The sequence below is a fragment of the Paenibacillus sp. FSL H8-0104 genome (assembly GCF_038050215.1).
GTDB lineage: Bacteria > Bacillota > Bacilli > Paenibacillales > Paenibacillaceae > Paenibacillus > Paenibacillus amylolyticus.
In genome coordinates, this window is record NZ_JBBOTC010000001.1 from 4,163,797 (window position 1) to 4,179,319 (window position 15,523).

Sequence of the window (15,523 nt, forward strand, 5' to 3'; positions counted from 1 at the left end):
ACGCTACATTTGTTACACTACACCGTACAGTATAGTTTGTAAAGCAGGACTCTAATCCATTTCTTAAATATACATATAAGGGGGGAAACGTAAGAATGGATCATACGGAAAACAAGAAAATCCGCAAAGGCTCTTCAGACAAACGAGCTAAAATAATTACGGCGGCACGAGAGCTGTTTCTTTCAGACGGGTTTGATCGTTCCAGCGTCGATGCGGTCGCAACTAAAGCGGGAGTTTCCAAACGGACAGTTTATGATTATTATGGCGACAAACAGAATCTACTACTTGCCGTTGTGGAAGAATCCAGTTCGGCGGTTCTGGTCATGATTGAGCAAGGGATATCAGACCACCTCTGGAAATTCGAAGATCTTGAGCAGGCGCTCATCTTATTTTGTGAGCAAATCGTAGCTTCTGCAAACGGTTCGGCAGATTACAAGGCTTTGATCCGTCTGGTTATGGTGGAAGCTGCCAACCTGCCAGACTCGTTTTTTGAAAGGCTCGATAACGCAACTGAAGAGGGGATTATCAGGAGGTTTACAGCGTTTGGACAAAACGGACTGCTCGATGTGATTGATCCTAAAATGGCTGCAAAGCACTTCGCTGCATTAACGTTTTTATTGGTATTCAATCAACCGGGAAAAATCGGGACATTAGATGAGGAACAAAATAAACATATCATCACTGAAGGCGTACGCGTCTTTCTTTGCGCTTATGCCCCACAACGTAAGTCTTAAAATCGCCATTGTAAATGCCTTGTCTTTTTCCGGATAAATTCAATAATCTAATCGATCTGCGACTTCATTATCAGTGGTAAACGCAAAAACGGAACGAAGCATGCTGATACCCTGCTTCGTTCCGCCCATCTTTGTATCTTCGTCCCATTTCGTTAGTGATCTTGCTCTAATCTAAAGCAGCCCTTCATTGAATGGAAAACACTTCTTTTTTCAATAATTCTTCTGGCTTCTGCCCTATCACATCACTGTGAAAATAATCGCGGATAACGCCATCTTGAAGATAGTTGGCGATCGACACCATAATCATCCCTTGATCCAGTGCCAGATAAGCTTTTGCAAGTTCTCCCGTTTCAACATTGACTGAGTCATAGAACCCATATTTGCCAAACATTTTGAAGTTCTTTAAAGCTTTAATGTTCTTTCGAACTGCTTCAGGGGCATAATCCAGAGCAAGGAATGTTGCGTGTGCTGTTACCGTTGCTCCATCTTTGTAACCTGAGGTACCTAACGGTGTTGCTGCAAACTCAGTGTAACCTGTCGGAGTGGCAGAAGGTGAGAAGCCCCATGCGGCATACCCTTTTTCTTTGGCATATTCGATTTGCAATTCGACATGACGCTGGTTGTTCAATCCCAAAGCTTGAGTACCCAGGTCTTTTTCCTTTATGACCATACCGGGCATAAGAGCTTCAAACATACTACCTCCCCAGCTTGGTACGAACTTTTTATCCTTGTATACATAACTTCCTTCAAACACATCCACTCCATCGTACTTAACGGATTTGCCTTGAGGAATCTGAGCTTGCCAATCCCATTCTTGAGGTAATGTGCGATACATCTTCCACCAATGATCTTGAGGAACGTCACCTTTCCCAATAGCAATATAGCTGCCTACACGTGGTTCCGTATAAAACATCCCATAATGGTGGTCCGTCAGCGCGCCTTTAGCCACATCATAACCGCCGCGGAATTGGCCGACTTCAGGATCATATAGCGGAGTATAATTCATATTTGTAACCAACTTGCTTGTTTCCCCATGAAGTTCTTCATAGGCTTGCCCAACAACAATTAAACCAGCGGATAACCAGCCATTATCGACTTGGGAAATAAATTGGCCCCAATCTTTCTTCACCGAACCGTCATCCGTGTTATACCAGTTATAAAATAGGCCGTTCCACTTTTCTAACTTCTCGAGGGAATTTATAGTTGTTTGCAGGCGATGTACAGCTTCTTTCTTTGAAATAATGCCCAATTGTTGCGCTGAAACGGTACTCATCATATACATTGCGATGTTTGTGGGCGAGGTACGTTTAGCTTCTTCTATCCCGTTTTCACTGTGTCGCACTTCATCGTAAGTCAAGCCCGTGTTCTGATCCGTATAGTCCTCAAAAAACGTGTAGGTCTTATATGCAACCGCTTTCAATTCTGCTCGAAATCCAATTAAATTGCTTGAGTCACCTGCTGAAGCCATAGGAGTTAAAGCTAGATTAGCTAACAGACAAAAAGTTAAAATGAAGCTGAATTGTTTTACTTTTTTCATGATTTTCTCCCTTCAAATGGATTCGAAACGTTTCGTGTATATGTTATCATAAATTTCCCATTTTCGTAAACAATAAAATAGAACGCTTACAAATACTGATTATTATGCGGTTTATTAATAAATGTAAATTCGAAACGTTTCATTAAAGGGACTACATTAAGGCAACTCACGTGGAATTATATGACGATTTGATCGTTTGAGGGTCTTTTAGAGATTCTAAATTGAAGAGGTAAAAAGCCTGACTCCATAGGAATCAGGCTTAACCCTTTCTCGTATCCATTCTGAACCGTTCTAATTTGCTACAACTGTTGTTCCGCAATACTCGCAGTCCGTTGATTGCTTAGGAAGCACTTTTGCCTTCGCCCCACACCCCGGGCAACTCACTGAAACAGGCCTTTGTGGCTCTTCAACTTTTTCATCGGCTTTCTCTTCAGTGTTTTCCTTATTTGAAAAATTGATCTCTGTATAGTTAATTGTATTATGACTACTGTAACTCACGGTGTTGCTATTGTAACTTGAATAAGTATGTGGATTTGCATTTTCGCGATCAAGAGAACCTCCATAGTCTCCCCCATAAAAATTTCGTTCAGGGCCACGCTTTTTCTTAACACGTTTTTTCCTAAGCAATTTAATACCAAAAAACAAAAATAAAAATTCAACGATAATAATTTCAACTACAAGAACTATATTCAATTGATCTAAGAAATTCTCTTCCATAAGTAATCGTATGGGTATAGCAATGGCATAAAACATAAAAAAGAGTCCAAATAACTTCCTTAACAACACGATTCCTCCCAGAAACAACACTCTATACCTAGCGGTATACACTACAGGTATCTGTAAAAGCTGTTAAAGTGTATTTATGTTAGCTACAACTACGAAATCCTCATTGTCGTTCCGCAATACTCACAATCCGCAGACAAAGCAGGATATACCTTTACCTTGGCTCCACACCCTGAACAATTCACGGATACAGATTCTTGAGGTTCATCTTTCTCTTCATATTTCTCATTATGCTGATCTTCGTAATATTGATTATCATTAGAATTGTGATGGTATTGATCAGTGTTAGAACGAGATTTAGGTCGACCACACATTTTAATGCCCGTAACAAGTACGATAACCCCAGGGATAAAAAGAATTATCGTACTGATAATGGCTGTTTCTGTTCCCTCGGATATTAATATTAAAGATAACAAGATCGTCAGAGACGAAAGGATAATGAATATAATTCCAAAAAATCTTTTCACCGCGTTTCCTCCTGCAATTTATGATTTGCTTGTCATGATCTGTTGATTGCGCTCTTTCAAACGGAACTTTAACTGGGATAGTTGCGAAGCAAAACGTTCACTATTTACCAATTCCCCTGCTTCGCACTGATTTGCAAGCTCACTGTTCATCAATTCAATGTCCAGCAAGATCTGGCGGTCATTTTTCTCAAGGGAATCCGGAGTGATTGGGTCACTATACTTTACAAGTTCAATTAATGACTGAACGGTTTTGCGCTCCTCTTCCACAGTTAGGACGGGTTGTTGCACCATGGTATGAAGCAACTGCTGTAAGGCTTTTTCGATTAATTGTAAGTTTGCGATTTTTGTATGTTCATCTATTTCATGACGGCGCGCACTCTGAATATAGATCATAATGATTCCGCACAAAATAATTGCGATCGCAATCGTTAACGTGTGTAACAATACGAACCAGCGAAGCGCATGATCTGCTGAACCTGTTAACAACGTGTAGATCATCACACAAATCAGATAAATACCTAATACTACACCTAAAGCTGTGTAACCTGGAACAAACCGTTTAAACCGATCCATATTTTGCATGATGAACCGCGCGTAGATCCAAATAGCCGTAATCGCTACATAAGAAGCAACGAGATTCATCCAAAAAGAAAACGACAGAAGCGCATGATTAAACAGCGTAAAAGAAACGATTGATGATACTAACATGCATATTAAATAGACGACATCCAAAATCAAGAGATTGCTCCGTTTTACCATCACTATGCCTGTCCTCCTTCTTGCAGATTGTTTCCGCAATCGAGACAGAACTTCTGGCCGGGTTTTACTTCATGTTGGCACCGACTACATTTCAAGCTTAAACTTGTGCCACAGTTGCCACAGAATTTTGTATGACCGGAATTCATATGGTTACAATTTGGGCATGGGCTAGGCATCGGTTGATGACATTGGATGCATTCCAATGCGTTCTCCGCATTATCCGCCCCACATGAAGGACATGCATGGTATTTGTCACCACAGTTAGGACAGAATTTGGTTCCCTTTGGCAAGGCATGTCCACAATTGTTGCAATCTGTTGTTGCTACCGATTTTTCGGCTAATGAATTGCCACATTTGCTGCAAAAAGAGCTGTTCTCCTGATTCGGATGATGGCACTGCTTACATATACTTACTGCAGGCGTTTCCTTCGTAGACATCACTTTAGACATCTGGGACATCTCGCCACTGAAAGAACCACCCAGACCAACCCCCATGCCCATACCAAGCCCTGCGCCCATGATGTCTGACTGCATGCTTCCTTCATTCTTCGCTGCACCTTCAAGCGTATCAAACGAACGTTCTTGCTGATATGTGTAGCCAATGATATCCATCTCAGCTTTGCGTGCCAACGCTTCTCTTAATCGAATGACGGAAGGGTCTTCTTCGGGCAGATTGACATTGTGAATATACAGGTTGATTAACTCAATACCAAATTCTTCAAAAGTAGAAGCTACCGTATCTGCAAAATGTCGTGATATCTCGGCGATATATGCATTGATCTCCAAAACACTTACTTTTCTATGTATTAGATATGATGACAACATGGAGTTAATATTCATGATAATCAACCCACGGAAGTAATTAATCATATTAGCTTGGTTAAACTCAGGCAGTGTTCCCACAAGCTTGACCAAAAATTTTCGTGAATCCGAAATTTTAATTCCCATTTGTCCAAATGTTCTTACGGGAACAATAATATTATACTTGGGATCCTGGATCTGAATCGGATTCGCCGTTCCCCATTTAACGTCCAATGCGCTCACTTGATTGACATACCATACTTCTGCTGCAAAAGGTGACTTTCCTCCGAACGGAAGGTTAACGAGACGGTTCAAGATTGGGATATTCGCTGTACTCAGCGTATGCCTTCCGGGTCCAAACATATCAAGCGCTCTTCCATCCTTGAAAAGAATTGCTTGTTGAGATTGATTCACAATTAACTGAGTCCATGTTCCCAATTCAGTCTCGGGATGTTTCCAAGCAAATACATCAGGTGAGCCATCATACTTAATTACGTCAATAATCGCCATGTTTAATTCCTCAATTCAGTATTAGATTACTATAATTTACTATAAAGTTTTTTTGCTAAAACACTGATTCTACACTATTTCCTATATTTAATTATCTTTCATCTACTTGTTCCATGTTTAGGCATTGATATTTTACCATTTCTAACCTTAATACGCACTAACATAGTTCATTTTTCATATGATATTTTTCCTATATTAGCTTGTGAAACCACTCTCGATCATAATCAACGTCCCAATTTTGAAACCACTCGCAAAAGCCTCTTTTGAATGCATGGAGTGAACTTGATCCATCATATCAAACAATACCTCCAACTGTTTAAAGTCATCCTCCGAAAGCTTTTCCTGAAATTTTTCGATATAAGCTGTAATCTCCTTATTAATAGATCGATACTCCGAATCTTGAGGAACAATATTCTCCTCTGGTCTCAGGTTACCATAATATAATTCTTCTATTATATTTCCCACATCACAGACCCCTTTCTCTTATACATGTCTGGTACTCTTCTCATGACAATTATATAAGATTGACAGACAATGCTGGGAATTTATGCGATATTCGCATGTGATTCTTATAGCTTTCATAGGATATCGCATTTTGCATGCTTGCTTTGACATAATAATGTAGCGCTTGTTGAGCCCTACCTCGGGAGTATGCTAAGATAATGGACACCTATTTCTACAAAATCCTATAACAAATCAACCGTACAGAAAGGACACTATGAATCCTTCATCACTGTCACCCAAATTACAACAGATCGTTCCGCAACTGGATCTGCGAAGCTGCCTCGTCAGCATACGCGGTGAGATTATGTACGAACACTACCGCAACCACGAGGCTGCGACTGATATTGCAAAAATCAATTCATGTACCAAGAGTGTGCTATCCGCCCTCATCTGTATAGCGATGGATAAAGGCTTGTTGCCAGAGGCATCAGCCCCAATCTCTACTTTTTTCCCACAGTTGACATCCGATCCTGACCCGCGCAAACCAGCGATCACACTGGAACAACTGCTCACGATGACAGCCGGATTCAACTGGGACGAGTTCGGCGGGCAGAATTCATTCCCTCGCATGACCCGCACCGATCATTGGGTGGATTTTGCGTTGGAACAACGCTTAAGCCATGTACCGGGTACATATATGGAGTACAACTCAGGAGTATCACAGATCCTATCCGCCATCCTGATGCAAAATGCAGGTATGAACGTAGCCGAGTTCGCAGAGCGTTATCTTTTTGACCCGCTCGGAATTAAGCATTACGAATGGGAAAGTGACCCTCAAGGTGTTCATACAGGCGGATTCGGTCTTAAGATGTTACCCGTAGATCTGCTCAAATTCGGTCAGCTGTTTCTACAGCAAGGTATGTGGGAGGGTGAGTCTCTCATTTCAAGTGATCTCGTATCTCGTTCGACGCAGCCTTTTATTACAGTCACTCCACCGAATCACGGCAGCTATGCTTGGCATTGGTGGGTGGATGTCTATCCGAACGAAAGGTCTGACTCCGAAGGTATTGCTGCTGAAGACGACCAACCCAATCTCCATTATTATTACGCACGAGGATTTGGTGGTCAGTATGTATATATTGTCCCTGAGCTAGAGCTCGTTACCGTGTTAACCAATGACAAACGAAAGAAAGAGAAACCTCCGCTGGATGTTTTCCCTCGATTAATCGCCCCTGAGCTATGGAAAATGTTATAAACGGAGAACAATCCTTCTATCCTGTTCAACAATGAACCCCCAACCTTTTGGCCATAACCTGACCATTGGTTGAGGGTTTATTTGTCATGCCAAAGCTTCTTCGATAGCAATTGTTATTGGATAAGGACCAGACTCTTGATTAGAGACCACAACCAGTTGTAGATCATAGTCCCGATACACGGAAGACATGAACGACACTCCTGGATCAAACCCCATGACATGAAATTTGAAAATGTCTTCCTCTTTACGGTCGATCCAGATACCCTGCCCATAATACTCTTCATCCTCTTGATGAGCATGTGGAGTTAATAACTGCTGTGTCGCCTCTTCATTCAACAATTGGTGACCCAGCAAAGCACCCCAAAATCGAATCATATCCGGTGCCGTAACATAGGCTCCACCATCTGATCCACCTTTGACAGGAATGGAGAACATATTAGTATTCCAAGAGCCATCTTCATGATCGATATACCCTAAAGCTGTGTTACGCGGGAGCTGATCTGTTACGAAATAACCGGATTCCTTCATGCCACACCTTTTGAAAATGTGCTCTTCCACATAATCTGTAAATGACAGTCCTGAATGTTGTTCCACGATAAGTCCCAGCACAATAAAACCCGCATTGTTATAATGAAAACGTTCACCCGGAGCAGACTTCATTGGCAGATGCTGAAACATGGGCAGAAAGTCACTTAAACGCCGCATCGCGTAGACGGGTCTGTCTTTCCATAATTCTGAAAAGTCATCCATCACTTCTTCATCGAAATAATCAGGAATGCCTGACGTGTGTGTTAACAACTGCTGGATGGTGATCCCTTTGTCCCACAGTGGAAACTCCACATCCAATACATCCGTAAGCTTGGAATCCGCAGACAACTTGCCCGCTTCAATTAGTTGGCATATACTCACTGCCGTGAAAATCTTACATCCTGATGCAATCCCAAAGCGTGTGTCCACCTGATTGGCTAGCTCTTCGCTACGATTTGCATAACCACGTTTCATATTCAAAAGGGTTTTCCCGGCTTGCTGGAGTAATACAACACCCGAAAAATTCACGCGTTCCATGACTTCTTCTACTTTTGTTGTCAGCTCTACTGCATTCAACATTTTGTTGTTCACCTACTTGTCTATGTATTCATTACATTCTCATTCTTAATTCTTCGTCATATCCTGCATACCTGCCATATTTTCATAAAAAGAAGGATTACTCCCTTATAAAAGGAAATAACCCTTCTTCAGACAACGTAAGATTAAGTTTGACAAAGCATGCTAAAGTGCTGTTCAATCACTTGTTCCACTCGTTTTACCGTAAGTCTATCTGGCTGCATTAACATATGTATTGCGAGCCCATCCACCAGAGCATATAACTTCTCTATCTCCATCTCGGCATCCAGTTCAGGATGTGTCATCCCCCGCTTGTGCAACTCCTGTATTACCCATTGAACCGATCGATACATCCCTTGATGCATCTGATCACTTAACTTTTTTAATTCGGGGTACACCAATAATTTGGCTGTAAACGAAAACCAGACCTCCATTTCCATCATTCTGTCTTCGTCCAACGGGAGAAATTGCAAGAGCAGATTCTTCATATCCAGCAGTACAGATCCACTCATCTGTAATGCCTCCACCCTTTTCTGTACCCGTTCTGCAAAAAGATTCATGCAAAAGGTGAACAATTCAGCCTGTGTGGCAAAATAATGACGCATGGAACCTACAGATAGTCCCGCTTCCTTTGCTATATTCCGAACGGTAGCATGCTCAAGTCCATGCTCTTGAATGACCCGGATGGCTGCATCAGCAACGATTTTCCTTTGAGCTTCATGATCTACGATTTTTGGCATGACAACATTATACAACAAACTTCTCTTTTTGTAATACACTGTGCTATAATCTTTTTAATACATTGTACTAAAATATAAAAACAGCTGTAGGAGAGGAATTCATAAGATCATGCATACAACTACCCCAGCCTCAACACGCAAGAATTTCAGAGTTTTCACCTTCATAGTAAGGTTATTCTGCACAATACTACTACTGATAGGTGCCGCATTCCTCTATGAGTGGTTTGCTTCCTCGCAGGCCAAAAAGGACTTTCCACCTCCAGGTACGTTAGTTCAAGTCGGCGGTTACCAACTACACATTCATAAACAAGGCAATGGTTCACCGACCATACTTATGGAGGCTGGAAGTGGTGAAACCAGTTTGTCGTGGAGAGACATTCCTGTGGAACTAGCCCAACATGCAACGGTGGTCACGTATGATCGCGCAGGATATGCCTGGAGTGAATCTGCACCCACAGAACGTACAGGTGCAAATATCGTCAAAGATTTACATGCTGCTCTGGAGAAGGAGAACATACGCGGCCCTTACGTTATGGTAGGTCATTCTCTTGGGGGTATGTATGCTAGACTCTTTGCACAGACCTATTCAAATGAGGTTCAGAGCCTTGTCCTCATTGATGCGCGACCTGAGGATGATGAACGGAACACAAAGGTTTTGTTGGAACAGGCTCAGTTTCAGGGAAACCCGCCTGCCTCCTTGTTATCTTTACTGAAGGTATCTGGAGCTTTCAGATTATTTCCAGACTTTATGCTTGATGGTCTGGTTGCCAAGCAAGATCGGGATACTTTTGTTAATGTGATTGCTACCCCTTCCTATTTTCACGCCAAAGAAGAAGAAGCCCTCCACGCCCATTCAACAGAAGATGCCATTCGTGGCCAAAGTCTTGGATTAATCCCTGTACGTATCATTGCACGCGGACGTCCTCAAGACTATGCTAGTGCAGGGATTCCGGTTGACATTGGGCAGAAGCTCGAATCCATATGGCAATCGGGGCAACGGAACATGTTGAATATATCGAAGGATAGTCAGCTCATTGTGGCCACCCGCAGTGGGCATATGATTATTCACGATGAACCTGAACTGGTTGTGAAAACAATCCTTGAGTTAATCACTGATAAGTAGAGGTATTTTTATTCAGAACATCCTCCGCTGGATCCAATGTTAAAGGGCTGTTCCAATAGCCATGGGTATGACTTGGAACAGCCCTTTAAGCAATATACATTAAGATTAGATCTAATGAGTTCGGCCTTAAGAAAACATGAGTTAGCGTAACGCTTGCAGGTCCGATTCGGGACTTCCTGCACTCTTCTTCTTTTCCCGTGGAGCCCTCGTATTGATCAGATAATACAATGTGGCATAGATTGTAGTGATAAACGTGCCAAAAAACAGGCAAAACGCCAGAGACGGACGGCTTACACTTTCGTGCATCAGTTCAATCAGCATCTCGCGATTCGTCAGTGCATCCCAGCTATTCAGTCGATATACACGTCCAAGCAATACCCCGTAACTTCCCAAAGCACAACCTGCCAGTACAAAGATCCAGGATGCCCAGCGTCCAATTCGGTGATAAATCACTTCCTGAAGCTGATACATCGACAGGAATCCAAGCAGGAGTCCAGTCCAGACAAACATTAATACAACACTTAAGTCGTACCAATACGTATAGTCCACCCCATTCCCACCATAATACCGGGAACTTCTCGCTGTCAGATGAACCAGATCCGTAACAATGTAAGAAGAGTTCGGGAAAAATAACAACCATAGCAGACCACTTGCGACTGCAAGCCATGCGGCACCTTTCCATTTCACATCACTTAGAAGATAGGCTGCATAAGAGAACACAAAAGGAATCCAGCCCAAGAACAGATTCCAGATCAGGAAGCGGAAATAACGCTGATCCAGCCTATCAGCAGCTACATAGTACAATCCAAGCGTTACTATGGTGACCACACTAAGGAAAATAAATATGCGAATATAATTCAGTTTTCTCAATGATTCTGACCTCACTTGATAAAATTCAATTAGTTTCGAAAATAGCGGATGATTTCTTCCTTATTCTTTTCCACACGCAAATTCAATCCTCGTTTATCCTTTAATCCATACTGCTGTAATTCATGCCCTGGATCAAGCACCAACGGTTTAGTCGCCACATCAACCAGCAAATCCATCGTCAGTTGATAGGTTTCCCGTAACTTGTCCATCGGCAGAGAGGATTCATACCGTTTGATCAGCTCAATCAGACGTTCAGCATACACGAGACGAACCATACTGTCCGCACTCTTCAATTGTCTTGAAGCAAATGCTGTAATAGCCTTAATTATACTTGGTTCTGTTCGATGTTTGGCAATCAACGCAAGTTCATCCACCGCATCCCAATTCATGATAGACAGCTCGGAACTTAATTGTTGAATTCGCTCCCCTATCCATTGTTCCTCTAACTCTTGGGGTACGTCCCATCGCTTATAGTCGGCATACACGCCTTCTCGATGCATCTGTATAGCGCTCCCATAATGTTTGACGAACAAATCCTTTGCTACACCCCAATCGGTCTCTTCCATCCTTAACCACCACCATGCCTGTTCCTATTTGTGCGTATACTCCTAACACTTTACATAAGTTTACTACTTTCCAAGCATACTATAGAAGTTGAACTATACATTTGCACGAGAACGCAGAGGACAGAAAGAACCTGAAGAAGTGAAGCGTTCGCTAAAAGCTTTCTACAAGAAAGCTACTTCGGAAGCATAAGCTTATCACCGGATTTTCACCTTTGTAAAATCGAATTAAAAATCTGGGGATAACAGCGATCGGAAGGTTGTTCTGTCATCGGAGTGGCAAGTGTAAATATTCTTTCGTTCAACTTATATAGAATCATACCATTTACCAAAGGAGAATCAAATTTACAATGAATCCAAATTCCATGAACCCTCAGAATGTAGTACAACCCACATTGAACACCAATCCAAATGTCACCCCTAACATGAATCATGGCGGCCATGAGATGTTCGATGTGCATGAGATTCTGTCCTCCACCATTAACGTGCTGGATCAATACATGATCTTTCGTACTTTTGTGCAGAGCCAGGAACTGATTGGCATTCTGGACCGGCAGTACAACTTCATATTATCCCAGTACAATCTGACAGCAGAGTGTTTTGCATCCGGACAGAAGCCTCATCAAGAGACAGCTACCTATATGATCCCCAACATGGTACCACCGGTATATGGCCTTAAGCCATCAGCACCGAAAAAACCAAACCAGAGCTTAGCTGATGTAAAGGATGCCGGGATTAGCGGTCATATGCTGGGACTGATCAAGTCACATGCGAGTCTGCTCGGCATGTCCTGTAGCGAGATCACAAATGGAACGGTTCGCCGAGTCATCGCTTCGCAGATCCAGCATTTTATTGAGATGGCCTATGAAATTTTCATGTTCCAGAATAAAAACGCCTATTATCAAGTACCTCAACTCACTCCAAGTGATACACAACAGATGCTTCAAGCATACATTCCAGCAACCGGAGCACCTCAGATGCCTATTAACAATAAACCACTTCATTAATTAGAAAATAAAGTCCGATTCCCCAGAACAGTCTCTTCAACCCATGCGGGCTATAGGGGCTGTTCTTTCATTATTTGTAATCATTTTCCTACTGAAGACACTTGATTCGCTTACCAGAAACTGGTTTAATCAAAGACAAACCCGTACATATTCAACTTACGGATCATACATATAAAATAGGGTGAAATGCCGTTATACGAGAATTCAAATGGCTTTTTCTTCATTAATGGGGAGGTATACAAATGAGATGGAAGCAACCTGCTAAACTTGGTTTACTGGCTATGGCTCTTGGCTGTACTGCCATTGGCGCAACACTCACACCTTCAACAACACTAGCTGCACCTGTCCCCGCTTCCAAAGCGGTGTATCATCAATTCCAAACCTATCGAACAGAAGCAGTAAAGTCCACAGAAAGTCTGGTTAAAGCGCGTAAATACCTGATGAATCATATCGATAAAGTCGACCCTTGGCAGGCCACACTAATGACGCTGCAACTGGAGAACATGCAGAACGTGAAATTGGCTAATATGGACTACCAAATGTATACGGAACAATTTCAACAGGCCATATCTCAAGCCCATGAACAACTTGGTTACGAACAGAAGCTTACATATAGTCGTCTGCTCAAAGAAATTAAAGATCCGACCGTGAAGAAGCTTCTGCAGGAAGCATCAGATCTCGGGTTCAAACTGGAAACCAGTGAAGGCTTGTATTACCCCATCATCAATTATGAGATATACCAAAAGTTCAAGCCTTTTGTAAAGGCTGATATTGCTGCGTACATTGATATTATGGCTACCGAGTCCAACCAAATGACAACTTCAGATGGTGGCATTATCATCTCTTGGAACGAATTAATCCAGCGTGCATTGGAGAAAGAAGCCTTTTTGAACAACTTCCCGAATTCCAATCGTACATCAGCAGTGAAGCAAGGGTTATTTGTGGATTATCTGTTTTACGGAAGTGACAACACGCCTGCTTATGATTGGTACACGGATGAAGAAATTCGCACCATGGACCCTGTGGTGAAACAGGCTTACGAGAAAGCTTTGGCTTACCGGGAGCCCGATACGCAGAGTGTTCTTCTGGACACTATGGAAAAGATTTTACTGGTTCTCAATCAGAATAATGATGAGCTTACACCTGAAGTCAGAGCAATCATTGAACCTGTTCAACAACAATTTGCCCGTGAATAATCGGATGCTGAATCGCAAAATGTGAATGCCAAAAAAGCGGCAATCCTCGTGACAGAGGTTGTCGCTTTTAAGTTTATATATCAAGTCGTTACGTTTGGATCAAAGAGTTGAAGTGTCTATTGATGTAAGTTTGTTCGGATTTACAACGAGATACACGCCCTCAATCCGCTCTCCGGAAGCGTCCAACTCCAAACAGAGTACCTCGGACAACTGCCCTTCTTTCATCAACGCGAGTTGAAGTTCGCCATTGATCCACATCGGTACCCATTCCCTTTCACGCAATCGCGTAAGGACTCGCCGTGAGGTCAGGAGTGCAAGCACACCTTTGTGAACGTTCATTGTTCTCATAACCGTATGCACAACGCCACCGCCATCTGCTGTAAATACAGGCTGATCTGCCAGTAATTCCAGCATGGCAGAGACGTCATAACGAAGGAATGCCGTTGTAAAACGGCTCAGCAATTCACCTTTGGCTATCATATCCGCATCACTCTGCTCGATCGGCGGAAGTCTTTCGGGCAGATTTCGTCTGGCGCGGCTAAAGATTTGACGGCAGTTACTCTCCGTTTTGCCCAGCCAATCCGCTATTTCGGAATAATCATATCGGAACGCTTCACGAAGTACAAAAACAGCCCGTTCCATGGGCGATAGACGCTCCAACATGACCAGATAGGCGTAGGAGATCAACTCTTTTTTCTCCATCGTTTCCTCTGGCATGTTCGCCTCTTCACTGCCACCCATAGGCTCCGGCAGCCACTCACCAACATAACTTTCCCGCTGATTACGGGCGGAATTTAGCAGATTCAAACTTCGATTCACAACCAATTTGGCGATGTAGGATTTGGGATTACGAATATCCTGAGCAGACGTGCTCTGAATCCCCGCAAAACAATCCTGCACAATATCTTCAGCTTCTACCACACTGCCCAACATGCGGTAAGCTATTGAAAATGCATATTTTTTATAACGAATATACAACTCACCAACATCCAGAGAAGACACTTCTGGCTCATTGGCGTGGAAATTAGAATTCATAAGAAGCCTCCTCTGGCATGGTGCGTGTATTTTTAGTTAAAGCAACCCGGATACATCCCAGTTGTGATCGCAATCCGGTTCCAGTTATTAATCGTGTTAATGGCCAGGATCAGATCCACCAGTTCGGATTCACTGAAATGTTCACGGACCTTATCGTACAACGCAAGTGGTACACCATGTTCCGAGATTCGGGTCACCGCCTCAGCCAGCTCCAGCATAACACGTTCTTGATCCGTGAAGAAAGGCACTTCACGCCATACACTCAGCAATAAAATATGATCCGCATAATCTCCCAGTTTCATCAGATCTTTGGCATGCATATCAAGACAAAAGGCGCAGCCATTAATTTGGGACACTCGGATTTTTAACAGCTCATACAATACTTTATTTTCAAATTGCCCAGAAATATATTGCTCCATTGCCATCATCGCTTTAAATGCGCCTGGATTCGCTACTCTGTAATTCGTTCTTAAATTCATTTTTCATTCGCCTCCGTCATTTGGTTTACATACTGTAGACAAATGACGGCCGAGATCTGTGACATTCTTTGCGAAAATCTTTTTATGCCCACAAGAATGGTTGCTCAACTAACGAAT

General features: G+C 42.6%; 17 protein-coding genes. 5 read left to right on the plus strand and 12 right to left on the minus strand.

Annotation, left to right across the window (positions count from 1 at the left end; genetic code table 11):
* Positions 1-95: 95 nt before the first annotated feature.
* On the plus strand, positions 96-734 hold the full coding sequence (locus tag NST38_RS18420) for a TetR/AcrR family transcriptional regulator (protein ID WP_076250079.1): 639 nt from the start codon (positions 96-98) through the stop codon (positions 732-734).
* 184 nt (positions 735-918) lie between these two features.
* On the opposite strand, the gene NST38_RS18425 is transcribed toward NST38_RS18420, so the two are convergent.
* The 6 genes from NST38_RS18425 to NST38_RS18450 all read right to left on the minus strand — a co-directional run bounded on the left by NST38_RS18425 (position 919) and on the right by NST38_RS18450 (position 6,055).
* Positions 919-2,271 (minus strand): glucoamylase family protein, encoded by a 1,353-nt coding sequence (locus NST38_RS18425; protein ID WP_076250078.1) that lies wholly within the window; start codon positions 2,269-2,271, stop codon positions 919-921.
* Positions 2,272-2,562: 291 nt separating this feature from the next.
* The gene (locus tag NST38_RS18430; RefSeq protein ID WP_076250077.1) at positions 2,563-3,054 is read right to left on the minus strand and encodes a hypothetical protein; all 492 of its coding nucleotides are present in this window, start codon (positions 3,052-3,054) and stop codon (positions 2,563-2,565) included.
* A gap of 92 nt (positions 3,055-3,146) precedes the next feature.
* Positions 3,147-3,521, minus strand: coding sequence for a hypothetical protein (locus NST38_RS18435; protein WP_076250076.1), 375 nt, complete (start codon positions 3,519-3,521; stop codon positions 3,147-3,149).
* An 18-nt stretch (positions 3,522-3,539) separates the two neighbouring features.
* Positions 3,540-4,229, minus strand: a complete 690-nt coding sequence (locus NST38_RS18440) for a hypothetical protein (protein WP_179087836.1) — start codon at positions 4,227-4,229, stop codon at positions 3,540-3,542.
* 53 nt (positions 4,230-4,282) lie between these two features.
* Complete coding sequence (locus NST38_RS18445) at positions 4,283-5,590, minus strand: SPFH domain-containing protein (protein WP_047843479.1); 1,308 nt, start codon at positions 5,588-5,590, stop codon at positions 4,283-4,285.
* Between the two features lie 195 nt (positions 5,591-5,785).
* On the minus strand, positions 5,786-6,055 hold the full coding sequence (locus tag NST38_RS18450) for a DUF6809 family protein (protein ID WP_076250074.1): 270 nt from the start codon (positions 6,053-6,055) through the stop codon (positions 5,786-5,788).
* A gap of 253 nt (positions 6,056-6,308) precedes the next feature.
* Here NST38_RS18450 and NST38_RS18455 point away from each other — a divergent pair, with 253 nt between their 5' ends.
* Positions 6,309-7,289: a serine hydrolase domain-containing protein gene (locus tag NST38_RS18455; protein WP_076250073.1), complete on the plus strand. Its 981-nt coding sequence runs from the start codon at positions 6,309-6,311 to the stop codon at positions 7,287-7,289.
* Positions 7,290-7,373: 84 nt separating this feature from the next.
* On the opposite strand, the gene NST38_RS18460 is transcribed toward NST38_RS18455, so the two are convergent.
* A complete protein-coding gene (locus tag NST38_RS18460) occupies positions 7,374-8,396 on the minus strand; it encodes a serine hydrolase domain-containing protein (RefSeq protein WP_076250072.1) in 1,023 nt (340 codons plus the stop codon).
* A 143-nt stretch (positions 8,397-8,539) separates the two neighbouring features.
* Positions 8,540-9,133 carry a TetR/AcrR family transcriptional regulator gene (locus NST38_RS18465; protein WP_076250609.1) on the minus strand — a complete coding sequence of 198 codons (594 nt, stop codon included), beginning with the start codon at positions 9,131-9,133 and terminating at the stop codon, positions 8,540-8,542.
* Positions 9,134-9,242: 109 nt separating this feature from the next.
* On the opposite strand from NST38_RS18465, the gene NST38_RS18470 reads away from it, so the two are divergent.
* A complete protein-coding gene (locus NST38_RS18470; RefSeq protein WP_076250071.1) occupies positions 9,243-10,256 on the plus strand; it encodes an alpha/beta fold hydrolase in 1,014 nt (337 codons plus the stop codon).
* A gap of 141 nt (positions 10,257-10,397) precedes the next feature.
* On the opposite strand, the gene NST38_RS18475 is transcribed toward NST38_RS18470, so the two are convergent.
* Positions 10,398-11,126, minus strand: coding sequence for a DUF1361 domain-containing protein (locus NST38_RS18475; protein WP_076250070.1), 729 nt, complete (start codon positions 11,124-11,126; stop codon positions 10,398-10,400).
* 29 nt (positions 11,127-11,155) lie between these two features.
* Positions 11,156-11,692, minus strand: coding sequence for a hypothetical protein (locus tag NST38_RS18480; protein ID WP_076250069.1), 537 nt, complete (start codon positions 11,690-11,692; stop codon positions 11,156-11,158).
* A 362-nt stretch (positions 11,693-12,054) separates the two neighbouring features.
* On the opposite strand from NST38_RS18480, the gene NST38_RS18485 reads away from it, so the two are divergent.
* Together NST38_RS18485 and NST38_RS18490 are read left to right on the plus strand one after the other, a co-directional pair.
* Positions 12,055-12,696: a spore coat protein gene (locus NST38_RS18485; RefSeq protein ID WP_076250607.1), complete on the plus strand. Its 642-nt coding sequence runs from the start codon at positions 12,055-12,057 to the stop codon at positions 12,694-12,696.
* A 242-nt stretch (positions 12,697-12,938) separates the two neighbouring features.
* Entirely contained in the window at positions 12,939-13,892 is a 954-nt protein-coding gene (locus tag NST38_RS18490; RefSeq protein WP_076250068.1) for a hypothetical protein, read from the plus strand.
* 99 nt (positions 13,893-13,991) lie between these two features.
* On the opposite strand, the gene NST38_RS18495 is transcribed toward NST38_RS18490, so the two are convergent.
* Positions 13,992-14,927: a sigma-70 family RNA polymerase sigma factor gene (locus NST38_RS18495; RefSeq protein ID WP_036613388.1), complete on the minus strand. Its 936-nt coding sequence runs from the start codon at positions 14,925-14,927 to the stop codon at positions 13,992-13,994.
* Between the two features lie 32 nt (positions 14,928-14,959).
* Positions 14,960-15,406 (minus strand): carboxymuconolactone decarboxylase family protein, encoded by a 447-nt coding sequence (locus tag NST38_RS18500; RefSeq protein ID WP_036613386.1) that lies wholly within the window; start codon positions 15,404-15,406, stop codon positions 14,960-14,962.
* Positions 15,407-15,523 lie beyond the last annotated feature (117 nt).